Below are 21,114 nucleotides of genomic sequence, written 5' to 3' on the forward strand. Positions count from 1 at the left end.
GACTAATTGTCGGGCCTGCTGCCCAAACTCTTAGCCACTGAGGTTGGTTAGTGCCAGTTTCGCTCCGGTCGCCAACTAGTATCCTTCCCCCTGCAGCTTTTCCAGCTCCATACAAAAGGCTTTCATTGCAGCGCCCGGCTCGTCCTGTTTCATAAAATTTTCTCCAATGAGAAATCCGTCATATCCTGCTCTTTTTAACTCAAGAATAATGCCCGGATTACTGATTCCGCTCTCAGAAACCTTTAAAAACTCACTGGGGATCTTACTTACCAGGTCAAAGGAATGCTGAACGGACACAGAAAAATCAGAAAGGTTCCGGTTGTTCACTCCCACTGCATCGACATCGGCGCAGATGCTCTCTTCCAGCTCAGCCAGGTTGTGAACTTCAAGCAGGACATTAAGCCCGATGCTTTTGGCCAGTCTGGCGAACCTTGCAACTGCAACCGGCCTGAGGATCGACGCGATCAGCAGGATAATATCGGCTCCTATCGCTTTGGCCTCAATGATCTGGTACTCATCAAGAATGAACTCTTTTCTGAGAACCGGAATGGTGTTACTCGCCCTCGCTTCAACCAGATCGGCAACACTCCCTCCGAAAAACTTTCTGTCGGTGAGGACAGATAAAGCGGAAGCTCCCGCCGCTGCGTAGCTGCTCGTGACAACGGATACATCGGCAGTACTGTTAATCGTGCCTTTTGATGGTGAAGCCCGTTTAAACTCAGCAATAATGCCCGTCCTGTCTGCCGCCAGCATAAAATCACGCAGGGAGTAGCACGGTCTTGAAAACATCTCTGTTTCTTCAAGTCTGCTCACGGGAACACTGTGCCGGGCGTCGCGCACCTCCACCAGCTTGTTTTTAGCAATGTCCTCCAGAATGCCGCCCGGATTCCTGAACAGCGAGGTCTCCGAAATTGGGTGTGTCATTTTCTTTCTTTAAGTTTTTTTGAAGATATCTCTTTAATTTCCTTCTTTGTTCAGCAGCCAATTGCTGATCATTGCTTTCCCGTGATCCGTCAGCACCGACTCAGGGTGAAACTGCACGCCCTTCACGTCATATTTAAGGTGCCTGAGCGCCATGATCACGCCCTCTGTGTCTTTGGCTGTGACCTGAAGGTCGGCGGGCAGGTCGTCCCTGTTCACCGCCCAGGAATGATATCGCCCGATCTTAAAGGTCTGCGGCAAGCCCCTGAAGAGCGTCTCCTCGTTGTCGAGTACCTGCATTTCTGTCGCCCGGCCATGTACCGGATAGGAAAGGTTGTAAAGGCTGCCTCCGAAGACTTCAGCAATGGCCTGCACTCCCAGACAAACGCCCAGGATGCTTTTGCTCGGAGCGTACGTTTTGATCACATCCAGCAATAGTCCCGCTTCCGAAGGGATGCCGGGACCGGGCGACAGGACGATCTTGTCAAACTGTTCCACTTCTTTCAGATCAAACTTGTCATTTCTCCATACCACCGGGTCATGACCGCATTCGTGAAGGAGATGCACCAGATTGAATGTAAATGAGTCGTAGTTGTCTATCACTAATATCTTCATGCTTCAGTCTTTTCTGTTTTTGGGACAATGGTTTCTGCCAGTTCTATGGCCTTGCGCAAGGCCATAATTTTATTGTTCACTTCATTGAGCTCACTTACCGGGTCTGAATCGGCCACGATGCCTGCACCGGCCTGGTAGTGCAGTACGTTATTGCGGCTCATAAACGACCGGATCATGATGGCATGATTAAAGTCGCCATTGAACCCCAGGTAACCGATGGCCCCGCTATAGAAGCCTCTTCCTGTTTTTTCATACCTGTCGATCAGCTGCATTGCCCGGTACTTCGGCGCACCGCTCAGCGTGCCGGCAGGGAACGTGTCGCCCACCACAAAGAATGGGTCGGTTCCTTCCTTGAGCTTGCCCGATACTTTTGACACCAGGTGGATGATATGTGAGTAATACTGCACTTCTTTAAAGGCCTTGACCTGCACATTACTGCAATGACGGCTCAGGTCGTTACGAGCCAGATCAACCAGCATCACATGCTCAGCACTCTCCTTGGGGTCGTTCTCCAGCTTATCCGCCAGCTGAGCGTCGAGCACGTCGTTCCCCGTCCGCCTGAAGGTTCCGGCAATGGGGTAGATGGTGGCTTCGTCATTCTTGATGGTCAGCTGGGCCTCCGGCGAGGATCCAAAGATCTTAAAGTTGCCGTAGTCGAAATAGAAAAGATACGGAGAGGGGTTGATCGACCGCAGAGCGCGGTACACGTTAAACTCATCCCCCTTAAATGCCTTCGAAAATCCTCTTGATGGTACAATTTGAAACACGTCGCCGCGGAAAATATGCTTCTTCATGTTTTCCACGATCTCGATGAACTCCTCGTCGCTTTGGTTCGAATCTTCAGCGGCATCCGATTCAAAAGGATACTGCGGAAAATCTTTGTTCTGAGTGAGGTACTGCAGCTTTTCAAGTCCTGAAGGTTCTTCAGCACTAAGCCCGTGCTCAAACAGGTATAGTTCGTTCCTGAAGTGATCAATCGCGATCACGTAGCGGTAAATATGGTACTGAAGCGTGGGAATGTCACGGGCCGGCGACAGTGCCGAGTGAAGCGTAATATCCTCGAAGTGGCGGATCGTCTCGTAGGTGAAGTACCCAAAGAGCCCATTCGAAATGAACTTGAAGGCAGGATCACTTTCATATTCGAACTGTTCACGAAAATTGGTGATCTCCTTCTGAAGGTCCAGCTTGCTGACATCGGTTGCCTTGCTTGTCCCGTCAGGGAAAGTAGCAGTGAGCGTATCGCCGTTGAGCACAATGCCGGCCATCGGGTCGCAGCATACATAGCTCATACTGTTCTCGCGACTGTGATAGTCCGAGCTTTCCAGGAGGATACTGTTGGGATAAACGTCGCGGAGACGAAGATAGATGCTCACCGGAGTGGTTGTATCGGCAAGAAGTTTCTTAAAAGAAGTATGCAGTTTGTACATGATGCTTGATGTTTAAGTTTTGCTCATGCCGGGATACAAAAAAACCCGGCACTGAAGCGTCGGGTTTTTAATCTATTTATCTGTATCGGTTGAAAACTTATCCAGTATAAACATATCCGTTCCCGGCGCCATACGATGTCTGCCACCACCAGTTCTGAATATATTTAGTTGCTAACATAATACAAATGAAGTTAAAGCAAATTAAATTGTCAATAGCATGGATGTTTTTTCTGCTTTTGACGGTACTAATGGCTGATGCCGAACAGGGGTCTTCCTCCCTGTAAAATAGCTGCTACAATGATCAGCAAGCTCAGGCTGAAGTAGATGGCGACCGACCGGTGTTTGTCGACACTGTTCACAAAGCGCTTTGATTTAGCATTTCCAATGGTGATGAGTATAGCAGCGGCGAGCATCATCGCCACATGTTCCACTGTCCAATATCTTAAAGTAGCGTCTTTCATGGTCGTTCCCATATTCTGGAACTGAACAAAGGGGCTCACGAAGTAGAGGAAGAGGCCGATAACTACCTGGATATGAGTGGAAATGAGTGTGATCAGATTGAACGATTTATTGCCTTTGGTGAAGGGCTTATTGCCGAACCAGCCGGAAAAGGCAAGGATAGTAGCGATCACAAGGGCGATAAAAACGATAAAACGTAATCCTGAATGGGCTTGAAATAAGAGCTGATACATAACAAGTCGATTGATTGATTGCCTCAAATAAACGAAAATATACTAACACATCCCGTCTCAAATTGAATTTTAAGCGATATAAGGGGCGGGCTTCGTTTAAATTGAGCACTGCCGCTCTTGCGTTCACCATCCGGCTGATCCCCAGGTCCGGCCGTGTTTAAAAATCGAGAGTTTAAAAGATCTGTTCCCATGGAGCAAACATAAGCTGGAAAAATCCAAAAAGCGAGTAGCGGGTGGTCCGTGTCAGGAAATGTCTTCAATTGTCTTAATTTGTCCGGATTTGTCAGGGAGGAAAGCGCAGTTTAAGCCCCTCTTCCGGGCGCGCGTTGCGAGACATGTTCGGGAATGCCGGCAGGCATGTTCGCCTTTTCTATCATGTTTCTCCGGTGCGGCTCCGATCAGGCTCCGGCGCCACCCGGAGAAAATTCGGAGCCGCATTGGAGAAATATAAGAAAAAGATAAACGCCGGGGCGAATACGTCCCGCAGATGCCTCGCACATGTCTCGCACACTTCTCAGGCATTTCTCTACTTAGCCAGCTGGTGCCCGGTGCCTGGACAGTGAGATGCCATTCGCATGCAGGCTCCGCTGGGTGTCAGTGCCGTGTCAGCTCTCCTGATATTTCAGGCCTTCAACCCGTAAAAAAAGCTATTTTTGAGAAAGACCAATGCTGGTCGTGTTATCAGAATCCTCAGCAATGTATCCGGAAGATTTACTTAAGCAGATTGCCTTCATCAAAGAGATAGACAAGTTGAAATATATACAGCGAAAGACGAAGCTGTTCAACAGTGACCGGAATGAGAACGATGCGGAGCACAGCTGGCATCTGGCCCTCATGGCCATTGTATTAGCGCAACACTCGAATGAGCCTGTGGATATCCTCAAAGTGGTAAAGATGGTGCTCATACATGATATTGTTGAAATTGACGCGGGAGACACCTTCATTTACGATACAAAGAAGGCGCATTGTAACACAGAGGAGGAGCGTCTGGCTGCGAACCGCATTTTCGGCCTGCTGCCTGAAGAGCAGGCGCAGGAATTGATCGCGGTGTGGGAGGAGTTTGAAGCCGGCGAAACCAATGAAGCGAAGTTCGCAAGGTCGATGGACAGGCTTGAGCCCTTGCTTCAAAATACCTCGAATCAGGGCGGTACCTGGAAGGAGTATGGCGTAAGCTACCCGAAAGTGTACGAAAAGAAGAAGGTGATAAAGGACGGCTCTGAAGTAATATGGCAGTATGCCGAGGAGCTTATTAACGAAAGCGTCGAAAAGGGAATTTTAAGTCGGGGGTCCTGACAGCGGCTGCTTTTGTTGCTGTTCGCCTGCAGTAACTTAGCTTGAGCGTCGTTTATTCGTCATGTGCACATCATGCTTTTGTTGCTATGGAGTTTGTCAAACTTAACTGTGTTGTCCTGATCACACCGGGCTTTGGTTGCATTCTTGTAACCGGGCAAAGTGCGGTCCGGTAAAGAGGCCAGCTTGTTCCGCCGATTTTACGTACAATCAAAGAACATCAAGCATAAAAAAACGCGGTGAAATTATTTGCTTAGTCGACAGCTTTTGGGCCGGATTTCTGGGTGGGATAGGAATTCAAATAGGGTAAAAAAATAAGCCCTCGATGGGCGAGAGCTCAAACTAACCAATTATAAACCTAAATTAAACGAAAGGGCTGTAGGAGAAGGAGTCGAACCTTCAAGGAGAGGTTAGTCCGTTTCCGGATTTCCCGTATTCTCCGCCACCGAGACAAGGAGGTGTGTCTGCCTGTTTCACCACCCTACAGTATTTATTGTTGCTGTTTTAAAGAACTATAGTACAAATATAATATATGTTTATATTGTTTGCAAATATTTTAACAAAAAAATTAATACGTACGAATATTGCAAAAAATCGGCACTATCGTTGTAATTTATTAAGATGAATTCTCTGGCTTCCTGTGCCTGACTAGGCCTGTTCTGCCTCTGTCTCCTTAATGTCGTTTGCAACTTCTACCAGTTGAAAGCCGCGAAGTTGGCTTACATCAATGTTTTTTGTCAGCAGGTACCTTTTAGCTTTTATATACCCTTCCAGAGAATATGAAAAGAATGGAAGAAATGTAGCCATAATCTTATAAACTTTATATACAGGTGTTTACGTCGGGGTTAAAGGAAGTGTTTCGCAAAATTTGTTTTTTTAGACTTGTCTGCTTCTCCCTGCCGTTTCATCAAGGGAGTTTGCGGGGGCTTTACTACCGGAGGCCGTTGATCCAGCAAGGAAAAATGTGCGCTGCAGGTGTTTAGCCATTGCGGAGAGCTGCCATCCAGCCGGTTTGTGGTGGCAGATCCAGATGCGTGCGGCTAGTGTTTTACGGGGGAGTGCCGCTGTCTGGCAATGTATGCATGAGCGGAAGTTCGGAGCTTAAACCGAAAATAAGCGGGCCGTCTGTTTTCCCGCGAATATTGTGGCCAATAGCAATTCACGGGTTCACTCCTGACCGCGCTCTGAGTTTTATCGTGAACGACTCAGCACTCCTTTTGCAATCCCTTTCCAGGTCTTCGGCGCCTCTCGCAGAAGTGCCGAAGGATTGTCGAAGTAGATCGAAGCCCGGTCAGGACGTTATCCGGAAAGGCCTGGTATGGCTGCTTCACATGTTGTACGTAAACTTGACTATTGTTATTAAGTTGGTCTGGCAGCGGCGAAAGAAATTTATGCCTATTCTTGTGCACAGCCCTCCCAGGGTCGGCAGCAAAAAAATAAGCCCTCGATGGGCGAGAGCTCAAACTAACCAATTATAAACCTAAATTAAACGAAAGGAGCTGTAGGAGAAGGAGTCGAACCTTCAAGGAGTGGTTAGCCCGTTTCCGGGTTTCCCGTATTCTCCGCCACCGAGACAAGGAGGTGTGTCTGCCTGTTTCACCACCCTACAGTATTTTGCTGTTGTTAGCAACTGATACAAAGATAAATAGCAGGAAATGTTTGTTGCAAATATTTTAAGGAAATATTTTAATTTTTGTTAAGTTTTTATTTACTTCGTAGGGATATTAATATCTTTCAAAAAACTAATGGAAAAGAAGAGCGTAAATTCAGAAATTGATAATCTGGACATGCAGATCCTCTCGATACTGATGGAAGATGCCACCATCCCCTACACCGAAATCGCTAAAAAGCTGATCGTCTCAGGTGGCACGATTCACGTGCGGATGAAGAAAATGCAGGATCTGGGTATTATTAAAGGGTCTAACCTTATTGTAGATGCTCAGAAGATCGGGTATGACGTTTGTGCGTACCTTGGGATCTATCTGGAAAAGGGTTCTACCTACAAAGATGCTGTTGGTAAGCTCGAAAAGATTAAGGAAATCGTGGAATTGCATTATACTACCGGTGCCTGGAGCATGTTTGCCAAGATCATTTGCCGGGACACGAATCACCTCAGAGAAGTTCTGAATGAGCAGATTCAAACTGTTGAAGGCATTTCCCGTACAGAGACTTTCATTTCACTTGAAGAAAGCATTAAACGCCAGATCAGTCTCGATCTTTAGTTATTCCTTTCCTATGACATAAAAAGGCCGTTCTGATCGTCAGAACGGCCTTTCTTATATAGAGATTCTTTTTTCTATTTTTCGGCGTACAACACGCTTTTTACAGCCTTGACCACTCTTTCCGCGTTTGGAAGAGCTTCTTTGATCAAAGTTGGTGCATATGGCAGTGATACGTCAGCAGATACAACACGTAAAACCGGAGCGTCGAGATAATCGAACGCGTCTTTCTGTACTTTGAATGCTATTTCTGTAGCGATTGATGCCAGCGGCCATGCTTCTTCGACTATTACCAGCCTGTTGGTCTTCTTTACAGAATTGATGATCGTATCGTAGTCGATCGGGCGAACGGTGCGGAGGTTGATCACCTCGGCGTTGATGCCTTCCTTGTTAAGTTCTTCTATTGCAGGATGAACTACTCTCGGCAGCATCTTACCAAAAGAAACGATTGTCACGTCTGTTCCTTCTTTTTCGACGTGAGCTTTTCCTAGTTCAAGATAATACTCCTCTTCAGGAACCTGTCCTTTGTCGCCATACATCAATTCAGATTCCATAAAGATCACCGGATCCGGATCGATAATAGACTGTTTTAATAAGCCTTTAGCATCGTAAGGATTGGATGGAACCACCACTTTGAGGCCAGGGCAGTTTGCATACCAGTTCTCGAAGTTCTGCGAATGCTGAGCTCCCAGCTGTCCTGCATTTCCGGTTGGGCCACGAAAAACGATTGGCACGGAGAACTGACCACCACTCATCGAAAGGATCTTCGCTGCACCATTGATGATCTGGTCAATGGCGACAAGTGAAAAGTTAAAGGTCATGAATTCTATGATCGGCTTTACGCCATTCATTGCAGCACCGGTTCCAATACCAGCAAATCCCAGTTCAGCAATAGGTGTGTCAATCACCCGTTTTGGACCAAATTCGGCCAGCATTCCCTGGCTAACTTTGTAAGCGCCGTTATATTCGGCCACTTCCTCGCCCATTAAGAATATTTTTTCGTCTTTACGCATCTCTTCGGTCATTGCTTCCCGAAGCGCTTCTCTGAACTGTATTTCTCTCATTGTTTGCTAAATGATTATTTGGAACGCAAATATAAGCAGGAATGTTTGAGAAACAAGGATGGGCGGCCAATCCTCGGGGGCTAAGGAAGTACTTATTTGCGGTATGACAATCCCGTGGCAAAGGAGCCTTCATTTCCCTGAATGCGCGTGGGCTATGGAGGTTTAATGCCGGTTTTCCCCGTGTAAAATCTTTCTGACAGAAGCTGCCACACGAGGATGAAAGTGCGCCCAAGGTTCTTTTTGACCTAAAAAAAGAGGCTGAACTCAGTTCTGAGACAGCCTCCGTATTTGTTTAATCATTCTTGTCTTACAACTCCCCTTTTCTTTCTCTTGTGCGGTTTTTAAAGTCGCCTCTGTGCTTCCTGACTTTTTCCTGTTGCTGTTGCCTCAAATCTGCAAAAGTCTTTTTTTGGTCGTCGCTGAGAAGCTTATTGATCTTATCGTCAGCATCTTTCCGCTCTTGCATCTGCTGCTCAAACATCTTCTTCCTGTCCTCTGCGGCACTGGCACGGATCTTTTCCATTTCTTTTGCCCTGTCAAGATTGATCTGATAGACCTCCGACTTTTGCTTTTCATTTAGCGACAACTTCTGGCTGAGGTGATCGGTCATTAACTGCGCCCTTTCCTCAGGGCTTTTCTTTTGCCTTGAAGGTTTTTCCTGCGAGAATGTGGAGATGCTCAGTGCCATGAACAGTGCCGCTGTCAAGATTGTCTTTTTCATTGTTTTGCGTTTTATATCAAGTGTTTGTTTCATTAATAGATCGCAAAAACTGAAAAGGGTTTAAGCTGGATTGCTAAAAATCATGCTCGACTGCAGGTACACCGATTAAAGAGGAGGTAAGTTTTTTTAAGGCCTTATCCCTCGCCACATAAAGAATCCGGCCGACAAGGGATCGGCACCTTTATCTCTGCCTGCGGCAGGAAGTACCGCTCGATCAGTTCGGCAAGTATGATTATGCTACTCTTTCCGAGCGTGACAGGGATATTGCAAAGACCGTCAACGTACTGGGTGAGTTTTGTGATACAGGTTCTTCATCATATTATTATCACTGCAGATGGATTTTTTCATTTGCTGATGAAGGGCTTCTGTAGGGTCTTTTAAGAAAGGTCCCGCTTGTGATGGGTAAAAACAGCGTATCTAAACTTTATCAATACAAGTTCGATAGCAATACCAATGCAAAGATGGGAATCAACGGAGAAGAGTACTTCTTTTATTTGCAAAACTATTAATGAGTTTTAGCAATACCACTCTAGCGGAGTCGGTTCTTGATGTTCCGGACTCTCTCGTATATTTGTCATTATGAACTTCTTCGACTTTCAGCGTATACAACCGCTAAGACGTATTGCAATTACGATAACCCTGCTCATATGCCTGGGCCTTACTAACACTGTTAAAGGCCAGACGCCGGGAGCCGCGCTTTACAATCCTTCCGCAGATGCAGCTGCTGATCTCAAAAGTGCAGTATCAAAGGCAGCGAAGGAAGGGAAGCATGTTTTTGTTCAGATCGGGGGAAACTGGTGTGTCTGGTGTCTGCGGTTTAATAAGCTTGTGACTGAGAACGATACGCTGAAGACGATCATAAAGGACAACTACGTGGTTGTACACCTCAATTATAGCAAGGAAAATAAGAACGAGAAGGTGCTCGCATCTTTGGGTTATCCCCAGCGGTTCGGTTTTCCGGTCTTCGTCATCCTGGATAACAAGGGACTGCGTCTGCATACCCAGAACAGCGCATATCTGGAAGACGGCAAGGGTCACAGTGCGAAGAAAGTGGAGGAGTTTTTAAAAGGCTGGACACCCGCTGCTTTAAGTCCGGATAGTTATAAGTAAATCTGGTAAGGAGGTTGTCTCCTTGTTAAAAATAGCCTATCTTGTATCCTGCATTTATCCAGGTACAGCCTCTTTTCACGGTATAGAGGCTTATCTCATATGCTTTGCGATTTATTATGAATAGATATCTTTCGAAGATTGCCGCTTCGCTTTTAATTTCATTTGTGTTTGCCGGCGCCCTTCCTGCTTTTGCCCAAAAAAAGAGAAGGACAGTCCTGCCCTGAAAATCTACAGGGCCACCCCTGAAAAGGTCAATGACCTTGTGCACACCAAACTGGATGTACGCTTTGATTATGCGAAGCGGTATCTGTATGGCAAGGCCTGGATCACCCTGAAGCCGCACTTCTATTCAACCGACTCGCTTCGACTCGATGCGAAAGGGATGGATATTAAGCAGGTAGCACTTGTCGGAGCGCGGCAATTGACTCCGTTGAAGTACTCCTACGATGGGAAACAGATCCTGGTGAAGCTTGATAAGCTTTATAAACAGGCGGAGAACTACACGATATTTATTAATTACGTTTCCAAACCTGATGAATTCAAAGCAGAGGGGAGCGCCGCTATAACTGATGCCAAGGGTCTTTATTTTATTAATCCCGATGGTAAAGACCGTGAGAAACCTATACAGATCTGGACGCAGGGAGAAACTGAAGCGTCTTCGGTGTGGTTTCCGACTATTGACCGTCCGAATCAGAAGTGCACCTCCGAGCTCACGATGACGGTTCCCGGAAAGTATACCACGCTCTCGAATGGCAGGCTGACGCTCCAAAAGAATAATCCGGATGGCACCCGGTCTGATACCTGGAAGATGGACCTACCTCACTCACCCTACCTGTTCATGATGGCTGTTGGTGATTTCCGTGTCTATAAAGATAAATGGCGTGATAAGGAGGTTAGCTATTACCTGGAACCGGCCTATGCGCCCTTCGCTAAGCAGATCTTCGGTAATACCCCCGAGATGATCGGGTTCTTTTCTAAAAAGCTCGGAATTGATTTTCCGTGGAACAAATACGCTCAGATTGTAGTTCGGGACTACGTGAGCGGAGCTATGGAAAATACAACCGCCACGCTGCATGGTGAATCTGTACAGGCAACCGACCGCGAGCTGCTGGACGAGAATAAAGGAGAGGATGTGATTGCTCACGAGCTTTTTCACCAGTGGTTTGGCGACTACGTTACTGCAGAAAGCTGGAGCAACCTGACTGTGAATGAGTCTTTCGCCGACTTTAGCGAAATTTTATGGAACGAATACAAATACGGAAAAGATCAGGGCGATGCCAAGTCCTATAAGGGGATGGAATTATATCTTTCTTCTTCGGCAGATTCGGCGAAAAAACTGGTCAGGTTCCATTATCGTGACAAGGAGGATATGTTTGACCTGGTGAGCTATCAAAAAGGTGGCAGGATCCTATACATGCTTCGCGATTACCTGGGTGAGGATGCATTTTTTAAGGGCTTGAATCTCTATCTCCGACAAAATGCCTTTAAAAATGGAGAAGCGCATCAGCTGAGGCTCGCGCTCGAGGAAGTTAGTGGAAAAGACCTGAATTGGTTTTTCAATCAATGGTATTTCAGGGCCGGGCATCCTACGTTAAAAATAGATTATGCCTGGGATGAGAACACAAAAACACAGAAAGTCATTCTTACGCAGATGCAGCAGGCTGCGCCATTTATCCTGCCTTTTAAGGTCGACATTTATGTGAAGGGCAAGAAGGAGCGGCATTCGGTGCTGATGCAGGATAAGCAGGACACCCTCACGTTCAGGACGGAGGCGAAACCGGATCTGGTAAACGTGGATGCAGAGAAAGTGCTGCTTGCGCGAAAGACAGATAATAAGTCTGTTCAGCAGTTTGCCTATCAGTATTTCAATGCCCCTCTTTATGGTGACCGTCTGGAGGCGATGGAAGCTTGCTCGGAGCAGCAGCTGCAGAACGAGGACGCGAGGAAGGTGATCCTGGCTTGTCTTAAAGATAAGTATTATGGTCTGCGGATAAAGGCAATTAATTCTCTGGAACTTGGAAGTGAAACCATCCGCTCGCTGGCTGTGCCCGTGTTAAAAGATCTTGCCTCTAATGACCCGAGGACCCTGGTAAAGGCGGCTGCGTTAGGTGCATTGGCATCGCTGAGAGATGGTGGGAACCGCAGCGTGTTTGATGAGGGTATGAAAAGTGCTTCCTATGCTGTTCAGGGTGCTTCTTTGATGGGCATCGCGATGATTAATACCGGAGACGCTTATACACTGGCAAAGAAATTAGAAGCCGACAGCAAGGGAGAGCTTGCTAAAGCTATTGTGACTGTCTATGCCCTGAACGGAGGGAGCGGCGAGCTTGGCTATATAGAAAAAGCGTATCAGGGTGCCGAGCTGCAGGGAAAGGTAGAAATGGCGCCTGCCTACATCAGTGTCTTGTCGCGCGTGAATGACGCAGAAGTGGTAAAGGAAAAGCTCAAAGAGTTTAAAGACCTGGGCATAAAATATAAGCAGTATGGAATAGACCGGTTCATGCTATCCCTTTTTGAGGGCTTAAAGCAGAATAAGGAGTCGCAGCTGAGTGCGGCAACCGCCGCAGAAAAGGAGATGTTAAACCAGCAGCTGTCGGTTATAGCCGCTTCAATCCGGGAGCTGCAGTTGGGCAACTGATCTTTTATTACATTGAGAACATATTTGAGGTGCCGGATTTGTGACTAAGCATTTATTTTTGCTGAATGAATGCTCCTCTCTTTCGCCCGTTTGACCATTTCGATTTCCGGGAAGATGTTTGCTTTCTGACCGGGCAGGAAGCCACTCATCAGTGGCAGGTATTTCCCGCCTGGATGACTGAACGATATGGACTCAGAGACAAGCCGTTCAAGATGCTAGATGAGCGCATTGTGAGCTACAGCGACATCCGAGTGCCGGTCTCGGAGGAGGCATTGGCTGTGCTTGAAAGTCTGGAGGAGGAGATGCAAGCGGCATTCACTGCCGGCTATAGTGCCTTAAACGACCTTGATCAGGTGAGACTGTTCCAGTGGATAGCCAAGCAGGTCTACGGTATTATTCATTTTGAAGTGCGGTCGGGGCTGAGACAACAAAGGTTGCTTGGGGAGCAGTTTAACTTTTCGCCTGGCCTGAGGCAAAAATTCGGGAACCTGCACCTCATGCTTCAATCGCTGCTGCTGCCGATGGAATTTGAGGGAGTGCTGCCCTGGACCATCAACGTGTTCCCTGTAGAGAACCCCGAGAACACGTTCGTTTACAGAGACGAAATTAATACTCTTGTTTTCTCTTTAAGGATGGGTGATTTTGGACTCGTTGCCTGTCTGCAGGACAATGGCGAGAGTAATCATTATCATCACGCGGTTCTTGAACACGTGAAGGGAAAAACACTCAGCCCCCTTCAGTTCGAGGAGCTGTGCGCACGATTTTTCTACTCGGCTTATTTGTTCAATCGCTTGCCTGAATACTCCTTCCTTGCCGCAGCCGACCGGATCTATATTGAGGCGATGCCTTTGAGGATAGCCAGTAAGCCTGTTTATGACCAATGGCAGGTGAAGACCTATGGGCAGGTGCTTGAGAACTTCTGGAAGCCCTGGGGATATACCCTTTTTGAAATCATTAAGAACCCTGAGGAGCCCATGAGCTTCCTTTGATGCTTTATCTGAGCCCCATCTGTTCCAGGAAATAGGGTACGACCTGCGGGTACAGGATGATCGTGATAATCAGCCCTGAGAGTGCGCCAAAGAAGTGTGCGTCGTGATTGATATAGCTGGACTGCCGCGAGGCATACGCGCTGTAGAACAGGTAAACTACTCCAAACAAAACAGCATTCATCGGGATGAAAAGGACGAGCATCGTGGCGCGGGGATTGAACAGAATGAAGCTGAAGATGACGGCTGAAATGGCGCCTGATGCGCCAAGGCTGTTGTATCCGAAATGATCTTTATGCTTGATGATTGTGTTCAGGTCGCTCAGGGCCAGGCTCGCAATATACAGCGCGGCAAATTGCCAGTGTCCGATGGTTGCTTCAAGCTGAAACGCGAAGAAGAAGTAAGACAGCATGTTGAAGAAGAGGTGCCCCCAATCCTGGTGGATCAATCCGCTGGTGAATATGGAGTAGATCCGCAGGCCGCGGCTAACGCTATAGGGATGAAGCATAAACTTCCCATATAAGCCCGGATTGGAGAAGGCATAAAGACTCGTAATGATCGTAAAAACGAAGATAATGCTGGCTACAGGGGCCACCTGGAAATATTGCAACATAAGGCCGGAAAGCTACAAAAAAATATCGTTGCGAGAAACATCGCCGCGGATCATACCGATTATTTCCCCGGCAATTCAGAAGATGCATTTTTAGTCATTACCTTTATCGCAGTAAAACGAATAGGAAATGGATCTATTAAAAGATTACCAGTTCAGCGTTCTTGAACGCTTTTTAAAATATGTTACGATTGATACGCAATCAGACCCTTACTCCGCTTCCTCGCCGTCTACAGAAAAGCAAAAGAACCTGGGAAGGCTGCTTGTTGAAGAGTTGAAGGAGATCGGGATATCAGATGCTGCGTTAGATGAGTTTGGCTACGTATATGCTACCATTCCGGCCACTACCGGAAAAGAGGGGGTGCCGGTGATTTGCTTCTGTTCTCATATGGATACTTCTCCGGATTGCAGTGGCGAAGGCGTAAAGCCCGTTATTCACCGTAACTACGGCGGCGGGGACCTTGTTCTGCCCGACGATGTATCGGTGGTTTTGAAGCCGGCAGATCACCCTGACCTGAAGGAGCAGGTCGGAAACGATATTGTGACGGCGAGTGGTACCACGTTACTGGGTGCAGACAACAAGGCAGGTGTGGCCGAAATAATGGATGCGGCTGCTTTCCTGATGCAGCATCCGGAAATTCCCCATGGTAAGATCAGGATCCTGTTTACTCCGGATGAAGAGATCGGACGTGGAGTAGATAAGGTTGATCTGGATCGTCTGGCCGCCGACTTTGCCTATACGGTAGACGGAGAAACGCTGGGATCTATCGAAAACGAAACGTTCTCTGCCGACTTTGCCGTACTGAAGGTAAACGGCGTGAGTTCGCATCCCGGCTTTGCCAGGGGAAATATGGAAAGCGCCCTTAAAATTGCTTCAGAGATTGTGTCGTGCTTGCCTAAAGACAAGCTGTCGCCCGAAAGTACCGACGGGAAAGAGGGCTTTATACATCCGGTGGCTATGCGGGGAACGGTCGAAGAGGCTGTAGTGGAGTTTATACTGCGGGACTTCGATGATTCTGAGCTCCTTAATCATGAACGGATATTAAAGGCAATAGCTGAGGAAGTGATCGAAGGATATCCTCACTCTTCCTTCAGTCTGGAAGTAAAGCAGCAGTACCGCAATATGAAGCGGGTGCTCGACCAGTATCCCCAATTGATGGAGTATGCCGAGGAAGCCATTAAGAGAGCGGGCCTCAGCCCCAAACTGCAAAGTATCCGGGGAGGAACGGATGGCTCGCGGCTGTCGTTCATGGGGCTTCCCTGCCCGAACATATTTGCCGGTGAGCATGCCTTTCACGGTAAACAGGAATGGGTTTCGGTTCAGGACATGCAGAAGGCCGTCGAAACGATCGTCAATATTGCTCTTGTCTGGGAGGAACGCAGCTGATAAAGTATAAGGCTAACAGAATGAAAAGGGCTGCGCAGCTTCATCCTTACCTGATCCCACTGGGACATTTCCTTTTTTGGGTGCTTGTAATCGTGCTATTGAATGTGAAATGGATCTGGGGATCTGGCTTGCGGATGGTTGATAACATGCAGTATCGCTTTTTGCTCAATAACCTGATTCTGATCGTCTTTTTTTATCTGAATGCCTACTTTCTTTATCCGCAGGGATATAAGAAAAGGGGACTGTTGATATACGTGATCCTTGTGATCTTGTCGATCGTCCTCTTTTCAAAATTTTCTGAGTTCATCTCGCATGAGTTTTTTCCTGTAAAGCGGCATTGGAGAGGCCGGCGCGGAGGATTGCTTTTTGCCCTGCTGCCATATATCTTTATTCTGGGCATCAGCACGAGCTACCGTATCGTTTCTGATTTCTCAAGAAGAGAAAAGGAGCTTAAGGAAAAGGAAAACGAGACGCTGAAGTCGGAACTGGCCTTTCTTCGTTCGCAGGTGAGTCCTCATTTCATGTTCAATGTGCTTAACTCTCTCGTGTCTCTTGCCAGGAAGAAGTCGGATCTCATGGAGCCCTCTCTCATACAGCTTTCGGGCCTGATGCGCTACATGCTCTATGAAAGCGATACTGACAAGGTGCCGCTGGAGCAGGAGATTAAATACCTCAAAGCTTTTGTTGATCTTCAGATGCTGCGGTTTGGTGACGACATCAGGCTCACCCTTCAGGTACCCTCAGGCTCTGCGGGATATGAAATTGAACCGATGCTGCTGATCCCCCTGATTGAGAATGCATTCAAACATGGTCTGAATGCAGGCAATAGTGCGATTTCTATAAAATTAAACATCAGCCGTGAACGTGATACCTTGTGGCTGGAGGTCGAGAACACGGTAGCAGGTACGGAAAGCAGTAAAGACAGGGATTCAGGGATAGGGCTCCACAACATGAGGAGACGTCTTGAACTTTTGTATAATGGACGTTACACGCTCGAAACGATGAGAAAGTCTGGTAGTTTTGTAGCAACCTTAAAAATAAACCTCAAATGATACGCTGTCTTGTTGTAGACGATGAGAAGCTCGCTGTGGAGCTGATGGAGGATAATATCCGGCAGGTCCCCTTCTTTGAGCTTGCAGGCAGCTGCAGGAATGCGCCGGATGCAGTGAGATTTCTGGAGTCGAATCAGGTTGATCTCCTCTTCCTCGACATTCAGATGCCCGGATTATCAGGCTTGCAGCTGATATCAAGTTTACAGAATCCACCCATGATTGTCCTGGTGACCGCTTATGAGAGATACGCCCTGGACGGTTTTAATCTTGATGTACTCGACTATCTGGTTAAGCCGGTCCCCTTTGACCGTTTTTTTAAAGCCGCTACCAGGGCATACAATATGCATCTGCTTAAGAATCGCCAGGACGCACGCCCGACGAGTACAAATCACGACTATCTTTTTGTAAATGCCGATTACTCGCTGATCAGGATCAACATTCCCGAAATCCTGTACATTGAGGGATTGAAAGATTATATCAAGATCTATGTAGAGGGAGCCGACAGGGCAATTATTACCCGGCTTAGTATGAGGTACATGGAAGAAAAGCTGCCTGCCGAACGTTTTTTGAGGGTGCACAGGTCCTATATCATCGCACTTGATAAACTAACGGCGTTTAAGAGAAATAAGGTGGTTGTCGGGGAGGTTGAAATCCCTGTGAGTGAAACCTTTCGGGATGCCCTTCTCTCATATATGGGCCATAGTCTGTAGCGATCCATAGATGATATCGGGCAGTTAGTCGCGGTAATTTCAGCGTAAGTATCTTTCTTGCTTAGCTATCGTTATATGTCTTAAACTTGCAGGCAGATAGGGTGTCTTATTATCATGCTTAATCAATACTCAACCACAGTTGTAAGGGCCGCGTTGCTCGTTTGTCTTGTTTTAATACTACCATCCTTTGTGAAAGCCCAGGGAGGCCGTACGATGACGGGCGTAGTTCAGGATTCTACGGGCCGAAGCATTATTGCCGCTACGGTTAAGCTGGTCTCGGGGAAGGACTCCTTGTTTACGCGCACAGATATTGACGGAAACTTTAGACTTCGTAATGTACAGGCCACGCAATTTGTCATCTCCGTCAGCAGTCTTGGTTATCACAACTTCAGCCAACGGTTTACCTTCAGGGAGGGTGCCAGCACTCTTAAGATCGGCCCTCTGAGGTTAAAGGCACAAAGCAAGCTCCTGAATGAGGTGGTGGTTTCGGGGACAGCGCCGGTGACGATCAAGGAGGATACGGTGGAGTATCGGGCGAGCGACTATCGAGTGCGTGAGAACTCGGTAGTTGAGGATGTGATTCGAAAGCTTCCCGGGGTTGAGGTAGATAAGGATGGCAATGTAACGACCCAGGGTAAGAGTATTACGCGGGTCAGGGTGAACGGGAAAGACTTTTTTGACGGGGACCTGAAGACTGCCACGCAGAATCTTCCTGCAGAGGTGATAGAGAAGATCCAGATCGTAGATGATTATGGAGACCAGGCGAACGTGAGCGGGATTAAAGATGGAGATCCGGAAAAGATCCTTAACATCACAATCAGCCCGAGCAAGAATAAGGGGATGATCGCTAATTTCGCAGTGGGTGGCGGAAACGATGCGCGGAAAGATGCAAGCTCAGTGGTAAAGAATGAGGGCCGGTACCTGGCCACGGGCATGGCGCAGGTGCTTAATAACGATCAGCAGCTGGCTGTATTGCTTAATTTAAATAATACAAACGCGTCATTATTCGACTTCACCGGCGGTGGTAACCAGCGCGGAGGACGGTTCAGAATGGGAGCCGGGGGAGGGCCCGGCGGCGGCATGGGAGGCGGCGGATTTGGTGGAGGCAGTGGTGCGGGCATCACCGATACAAAGGCCGGCGGCTTTAACTACAGGGATGAGCTTGGCAAAAAGGTGAGCATCTACGGGAGTTACAGCTTTCAGGACCGGAATACCGATTTGCTTCAGAATAGCCTGAATCAGACTTCCAGCAGCGGCGTAGAAGTTTCTACAGTGTCAAGGAGTAGCTCGAATACAGATGCGGTGAGTCACCGTTTTAATTTCAACCTCGAGTACCGGATCGACTCGTTAAATTATCTTAAAGTGTCCCCCTCCTTAAATTATAGCAGAAACTCTTCTGAGGGGCTCACTAATTCTGTCATTACAGAGTTCTCGAGGCAGGATCAGGGGACCGTGTCATCAACTCATTCAAAAGCGCCTTCTATAGGTGGTGACCTCCTTTATAATCACCGGTTTGTTAAGAGAGGGAGGAATCTGTCAATGAGCTTATCTCTTAACAAGTCATCAAGCAAGAATGATCAGGATATCAGGGACGATTTCCGGTTTTACAGCAACGATAATCTGGCCGTTTTTACCGACTCTGTTTCCAATCGGCTTATAGGCACGGAAAGTGACCGGTCGGGCACTGAAGCGAACCTTGTCTACAGCGAACCGTTGGGGGTGTACTCAAGGATCGATTTTTCCTACAACTACAGCCGGACCTCCTACGACAATACCAGGATAACCCAGCTGGGATCAGAAGGAGCTTACGTCCCGGCAGACTCTCTCAGCAATATTTTTGATTACTCCTTTACAACCAATCGCTTTGGCCTCAGTTACCGGTATGACCGCCAAAAGCTTTACAACTTTTCTATCGGTTTTGCTGCCCAGCCAACTTTACTTGACGGACGCTCGGAAACCAATCATGTTGGCGTCCATCGCACCGGCTTTAACTGGGTGCCTAATGCCCGCTTTGTATATAACTTCGCCCGCTCAAGAGCTCTTACTATCAACTACACAGGCAGGAGCAATGAGCCTTCATATACTCAGATTCAACCTGTGGTTGACTTAAGCAATCCGCAAAGACCGGTCGTTGGAAATCCTGATCTGAAGGCGTCTTTTGATCAGAATTTAAATATACGATACAATAACTTCGATCCGGCTAAAGGGACGTTCTTTATAATCGGTGCCATGGGAACTTTCTCATCAAATAAGATAATTAACAATATTGTGCGTCTGAGACAGCCGGTGATATCAGGCGGACGCACCACCTATAATCTTATTCAGGAGACGCGTTATTTGAACGCTGATGGATATTATTCAGGACGCGGCTTTTATGCCTGGTCTAAACCCTTTTCCGAAAGGAAATATACATTAAGGCTCAACGGGTCGGTTAGTTATACAAACGACGTGTCGTATGCTGATAATCAAAAGAACATAGGGAAGACATGGTCGGCTTCACAGGGGTTCAGATTTCAGATTAATCCGAATGAGAATATTGATATAACGCCGGGCGCGAGCTATACGAGGTCCTGGGTGGATTATACGATTCCTACCTCCTTTAATACTAATAATACAAGCCTCTCCCTGGATCTGAGCGGACGGATTTATTTCCTCAAGAGCTTTGTGCTGGGCTTTGATGGAAGCAAGAATATAAACGAGGGATATTCTACATCTATCGCTGCTAATCCGCTTATTATCAATACGTATATTGAGAAGCAGTTTTTTGGAAGACGGGGCAGACTGAGACTTCAGGGGTATGACCTGTTGAATGAGGCCCGTAGTGTTACGGCGAGTCAGAATCAAAATAGTTATGTTCAGTCAAGCTCAAACAGGCTGACGCGGTATTTTCTGTTCTCATTCGCTTACCGTCTGAATAAGTTCGCCGGAAAAACACAGGGCGACAGGGACTTTGGTCCGGGCGATCGCCGTGAGGGCGGGTTCAGACCTGGAGGCGGTCCGCCGCCCATGGGTTTCTGATCAGTTGCCGAGGCTGCCCGTGACTGAAGCCGGTGGAGGAAAGTAATCGATGCCGTCGCCGTAACGAAAGAACGAATTCACATTAACAGGCAGCCTTCCGTTTGCCTGCATCAGGCCTGAAACCACCTTTGCTGCCGCCCTTTGACTTTCTTCGCTGTTTTGGTACTGAACAAGGACTGCTTTGCTTGCCTCAAGTCCCGGAAGTCCCGCCATGGTATATGGGTTAGCAAAGAGGCATGTCACCGCGTTAAGTCGGGCGAGCTCTGCGATAAATAGCTTTAGCTGGGCATTGTAGTCGAGTGTGCTTTGCGGGCGCTTTCGGTAGTCATGAATGGCCACAACGATCTGCTCATAATTCTTTAGCTCACTTTGGACTTTCCTGAGTTCGGTCGCTGACGCGATTTTGGAAATGAGGAAGTTGTAAGAGTTGGGGAAGTGGCGTCTGAGCTCGTTTTGAAACACTGTTGTCTCTGTTACTCCCAGGCTAATAATAGCCGTGCGGGCAAGCGGGTTCAAGGCTTTTAACGCGCTGTCGCCTTTAAGCAGGGTTGCGGAGGCGTCGGCAAGCCTTTGATTTAAGCTTTTTGCCTCTGTTGTGTTAAGGCCCCGGACCACATTGCTGGTGTCGTGCGGTTGGCTGTTGGCCAGTCCTGC

The 21,114-nt window shown here is 47.7% G+C and carries 19 protein-coding genes and 2 tRNA genes; 9 read left to right on the plus strand and 12 right to left on the minus strand.

Annotated features, from left to right (window positions below):
- Positions 1-75: 75 nt before the first annotated feature.
- From trpC to ACES2C_RS06690, 4 genes are all read right to left on the minus strand, one after another.
- Entirely contained in the window at positions 76-924 is an 849-nt protein-coding gene (gene trpC / locus ACES2C_RS06675; RefSeq protein ID WP_374166206.1) for an indole-3-glycerol phosphate synthase TrpC, read from the minus strand.
- A 33-nt stretch (positions 925-957) separates the two neighbouring features.
- On the minus strand, positions 958-1,536 hold the full coding sequence (locus tag ACES2C_RS06680) for an aminodeoxychorismate/anthranilate synthase component II (RefSeq protein WP_374166207.1): 579 nt from the start codon (positions 1,534-1,536) through the stop codon (positions 958-960).
- Entirely contained in the window at positions 1,533-2,963 is a 1,431-nt protein-coding gene (locus ACES2C_RS06685; RefSeq protein WP_374166208.1) for an anthranilate synthase component I family protein, read from the minus strand. The genes ACES2C_RS06680 and ACES2C_RS06685 overlap by 4 nt, the downstream gene beginning before the upstream one ends.
- A 245-nt stretch (positions 2,964-3,208) precedes the next feature.
- Positions 3,209-3,655 (minus strand): cytochrome B, encoded by a 447-nt coding sequence (locus tag ACES2C_RS06690; RefSeq protein ID WP_374166209.1) that lies wholly within the window; start codon positions 3,653-3,655, stop codon positions 3,209-3,211.
- A 696-nt stretch (positions 3,656-4,351) separates the two neighbouring features.
- On the opposite strand from ACES2C_RS06690, the gene ACES2C_RS06695 reads away from it, so the two are divergent.
- Positions 4,352-4,948: an HD family hydrolase gene (locus ACES2C_RS06695; protein WP_374166210.1), complete on the plus strand. Its 597-nt coding sequence runs from the start codon at positions 4,352-4,354 to the stop codon at positions 4,946-4,948.
- A 373-nt stretch (positions 4,949-5,321) separates the two neighbouring features.
- On the opposite strand, the gene ACES2C_RS06700 is transcribed toward ACES2C_RS06695, so the two are convergent.
- From ACES2C_RS06700 to ACES2C_RS06710, 3 genes are all read right to left on the minus strand, one after another.
- Positions 5,322-5,431 (minus strand) — tRNA-Asp (locus ACES2C_RS06700).
- Between the two features lie 162 nt (positions 5,432-5,593).
- Complete coding sequence (locus ACES2C_RS06705; protein ID WP_374166211.1) at positions 5,594-5,752, minus strand: hypothetical protein; 159 nt, start codon at positions 5,750-5,752, stop codon at positions 5,594-5,596.
- A 692-nt stretch (positions 5,753-6,444) separates the two neighbouring features.
- Positions 6,445-6,554, minus strand: a tRNA-Asp gene (locus ACES2C_RS06710).
- Between the two features lie 136 nt (positions 6,555-6,690).
- On the opposite strand from ACES2C_RS06710, the gene ACES2C_RS06715 reads away from it, so the two are divergent.
- The gene (locus tag ACES2C_RS06715) at positions 6,691-7,167 is read left to right on the plus strand and encodes an Lrp/AsnC ligand binding domain-containing protein (RefSeq protein ID WP_374166212.1); all 477 of its coding nucleotides are present in this window, start codon (positions 6,691-6,693) and stop codon (positions 7,165-7,167) included.
- Positions 7,168-7,241: 74 nt separating this feature from the next.
- On the opposite strand, the gene ACES2C_RS06720 is transcribed toward ACES2C_RS06715, so the two are convergent.
- Entirely contained in the window at positions 7,242-8,228 is a 987-nt protein-coding gene (locus ACES2C_RS06720) for a pyruvate dehydrogenase complex E1 component subunit beta (RefSeq protein ID WP_374166213.1), read from the minus strand.
- Between the two features lie 307 nt (positions 8,229-8,535).
- A complete protein-coding gene (locus tag ACES2C_RS06725; RefSeq protein ID WP_374166214.1) occupies positions 8,536-8,949 on the minus strand; it encodes a hypothetical protein in 414 nt (137 codons plus the stop codon).
- Between the two features lie 579 nt (positions 8,950-9,528).
- Between ACES2C_RS06725 and ACES2C_RS06730 the strand changes: the two genes are divergently transcribed.
- Entirely contained in the window at positions 9,529-10,059 is a 531-nt protein-coding gene (locus tag ACES2C_RS06730) for a thioredoxin family protein (RefSeq protein WP_374166215.1), read from the plus strand.
- A gap of 25 nt (positions 10,060-10,084) precedes the next feature.
- Here ACES2C_RS06730 and ACES2C_RS06735 read toward each other — a convergent pair whose 3' ends face one another.
- Positions 10,085-10,327: a hypothetical protein gene (locus ACES2C_RS06735; RefSeq protein WP_374166216.1), complete on the minus strand. Its 243-nt coding sequence runs from the start codon at positions 10,325-10,327 to the stop codon at positions 10,085-10,087.
- Between ACES2C_RS06735 and ACES2C_RS06740 the strand changes: the two genes are divergently transcribed.
- Together ACES2C_RS06740 and ACES2C_RS06745 are read left to right on the plus strand one after the other, a co-directional pair.
- Complete coding sequence (locus ACES2C_RS06740; protein WP_374166217.1) at positions 10,322-12,697, plus strand: M1 family metallopeptidase; 2,376 nt, start codon at positions 10,322-10,324, stop codon at positions 12,695-12,697. The two genes, ACES2C_RS06735 and ACES2C_RS06740, sit on opposite strands and share 6 nt — an antisense overlap.
- Before the next feature lie 65 nt (positions 12,698-12,762).
- Positions 12,763-13,686 carry a hypothetical protein gene (locus ACES2C_RS06745; RefSeq protein WP_374166218.1) on the plus strand — a complete coding sequence of 308 codons (924 nt, stop codon included), beginning with the start codon at positions 12,763-12,765 and terminating at the stop codon, positions 13,684-13,686.
- A 4-nt stretch (positions 13,687-13,690) separates the two neighbouring features.
- Here ACES2C_RS06745 and ACES2C_RS06750 read toward each other — a convergent pair whose 3' ends face one another.
- Positions 13,691-14,296, minus strand: coding sequence for a rhomboid family intramembrane serine protease (locus ACES2C_RS06750; RefSeq protein ID WP_374166219.1), 606 nt, complete (start codon positions 14,294-14,296; stop codon positions 13,691-13,693).
- 127 nt (positions 14,297-14,423) lie between these two features.
- Between ACES2C_RS06750 and pepT the strand changes: the two genes are divergently transcribed.
- The 4 genes from pepT to ACES2C_RS06770 all read left to right on the plus strand — a co-directional run bounded on the left by pepT (position 14,424) and on the right by ACES2C_RS06770 (position 20,460).
- Positions 14,424-15,680 (plus strand): peptidase T, encoded by a 1,257-nt coding sequence (gene pepT / locus ACES2C_RS06755; protein ID WP_374166220.1) that lies wholly within the window; start codon positions 14,424-14,426, stop codon positions 15,678-15,680.
- Between the two features lie 20 nt (positions 15,681-15,700).
- Positions 15,701-16,732 (plus strand): sensor histidine kinase, encoded by a 1,032-nt coding sequence (locus ACES2C_RS06760; protein ID WP_374166221.1) that lies wholly within the window; start codon positions 15,701-15,703, stop codon positions 16,730-16,732.
- Positions 16,729-17,442, plus strand: coding sequence for a LytR/AlgR family response regulator transcription factor (locus tag ACES2C_RS06765; protein ID WP_374166222.1), 714 nt, complete (start codon positions 16,729-16,731; stop codon positions 17,440-17,442). The genes ACES2C_RS06760 and ACES2C_RS06765 overlap by 4 nt, the downstream gene beginning before the upstream one ends.
- A gap of 189 nt (positions 17,443-17,631) precedes the next feature.
- Positions 17,632-20,460 carry an outer membrane beta-barrel protein gene (locus ACES2C_RS06770; RefSeq protein ID WP_374166223.1) on the plus strand — a complete coding sequence of 943 codons (2,829 nt, stop codon included), beginning with the start codon at positions 17,632-17,634 and terminating at the stop codon, positions 20,458-20,460.
- Here the strand turns inward: ACES2C_RS06770 and ACES2C_RS06775 are convergent, their stop codons facing one another.
- Complete coding sequence (locus tag ACES2C_RS06775; protein WP_374166224.1) at positions 20,461-20,976, minus strand: hypothetical protein; 516 nt, start codon at positions 20,974-20,976, stop codon at positions 20,461-20,463.
- Positions 20,977-21,114 lie beyond the last annotated feature (138 nt).

Origin of the sequence: Arcticibacter sp. MXS-1 (assembly GCF_041902385.1) — a bacterium.
Classification (GTDB): domain Bacteria; phylum Bacteroidota; class Bacteroidia; order Sphingobacteriales; family Sphingobacteriaceae; genus Arcticibacter.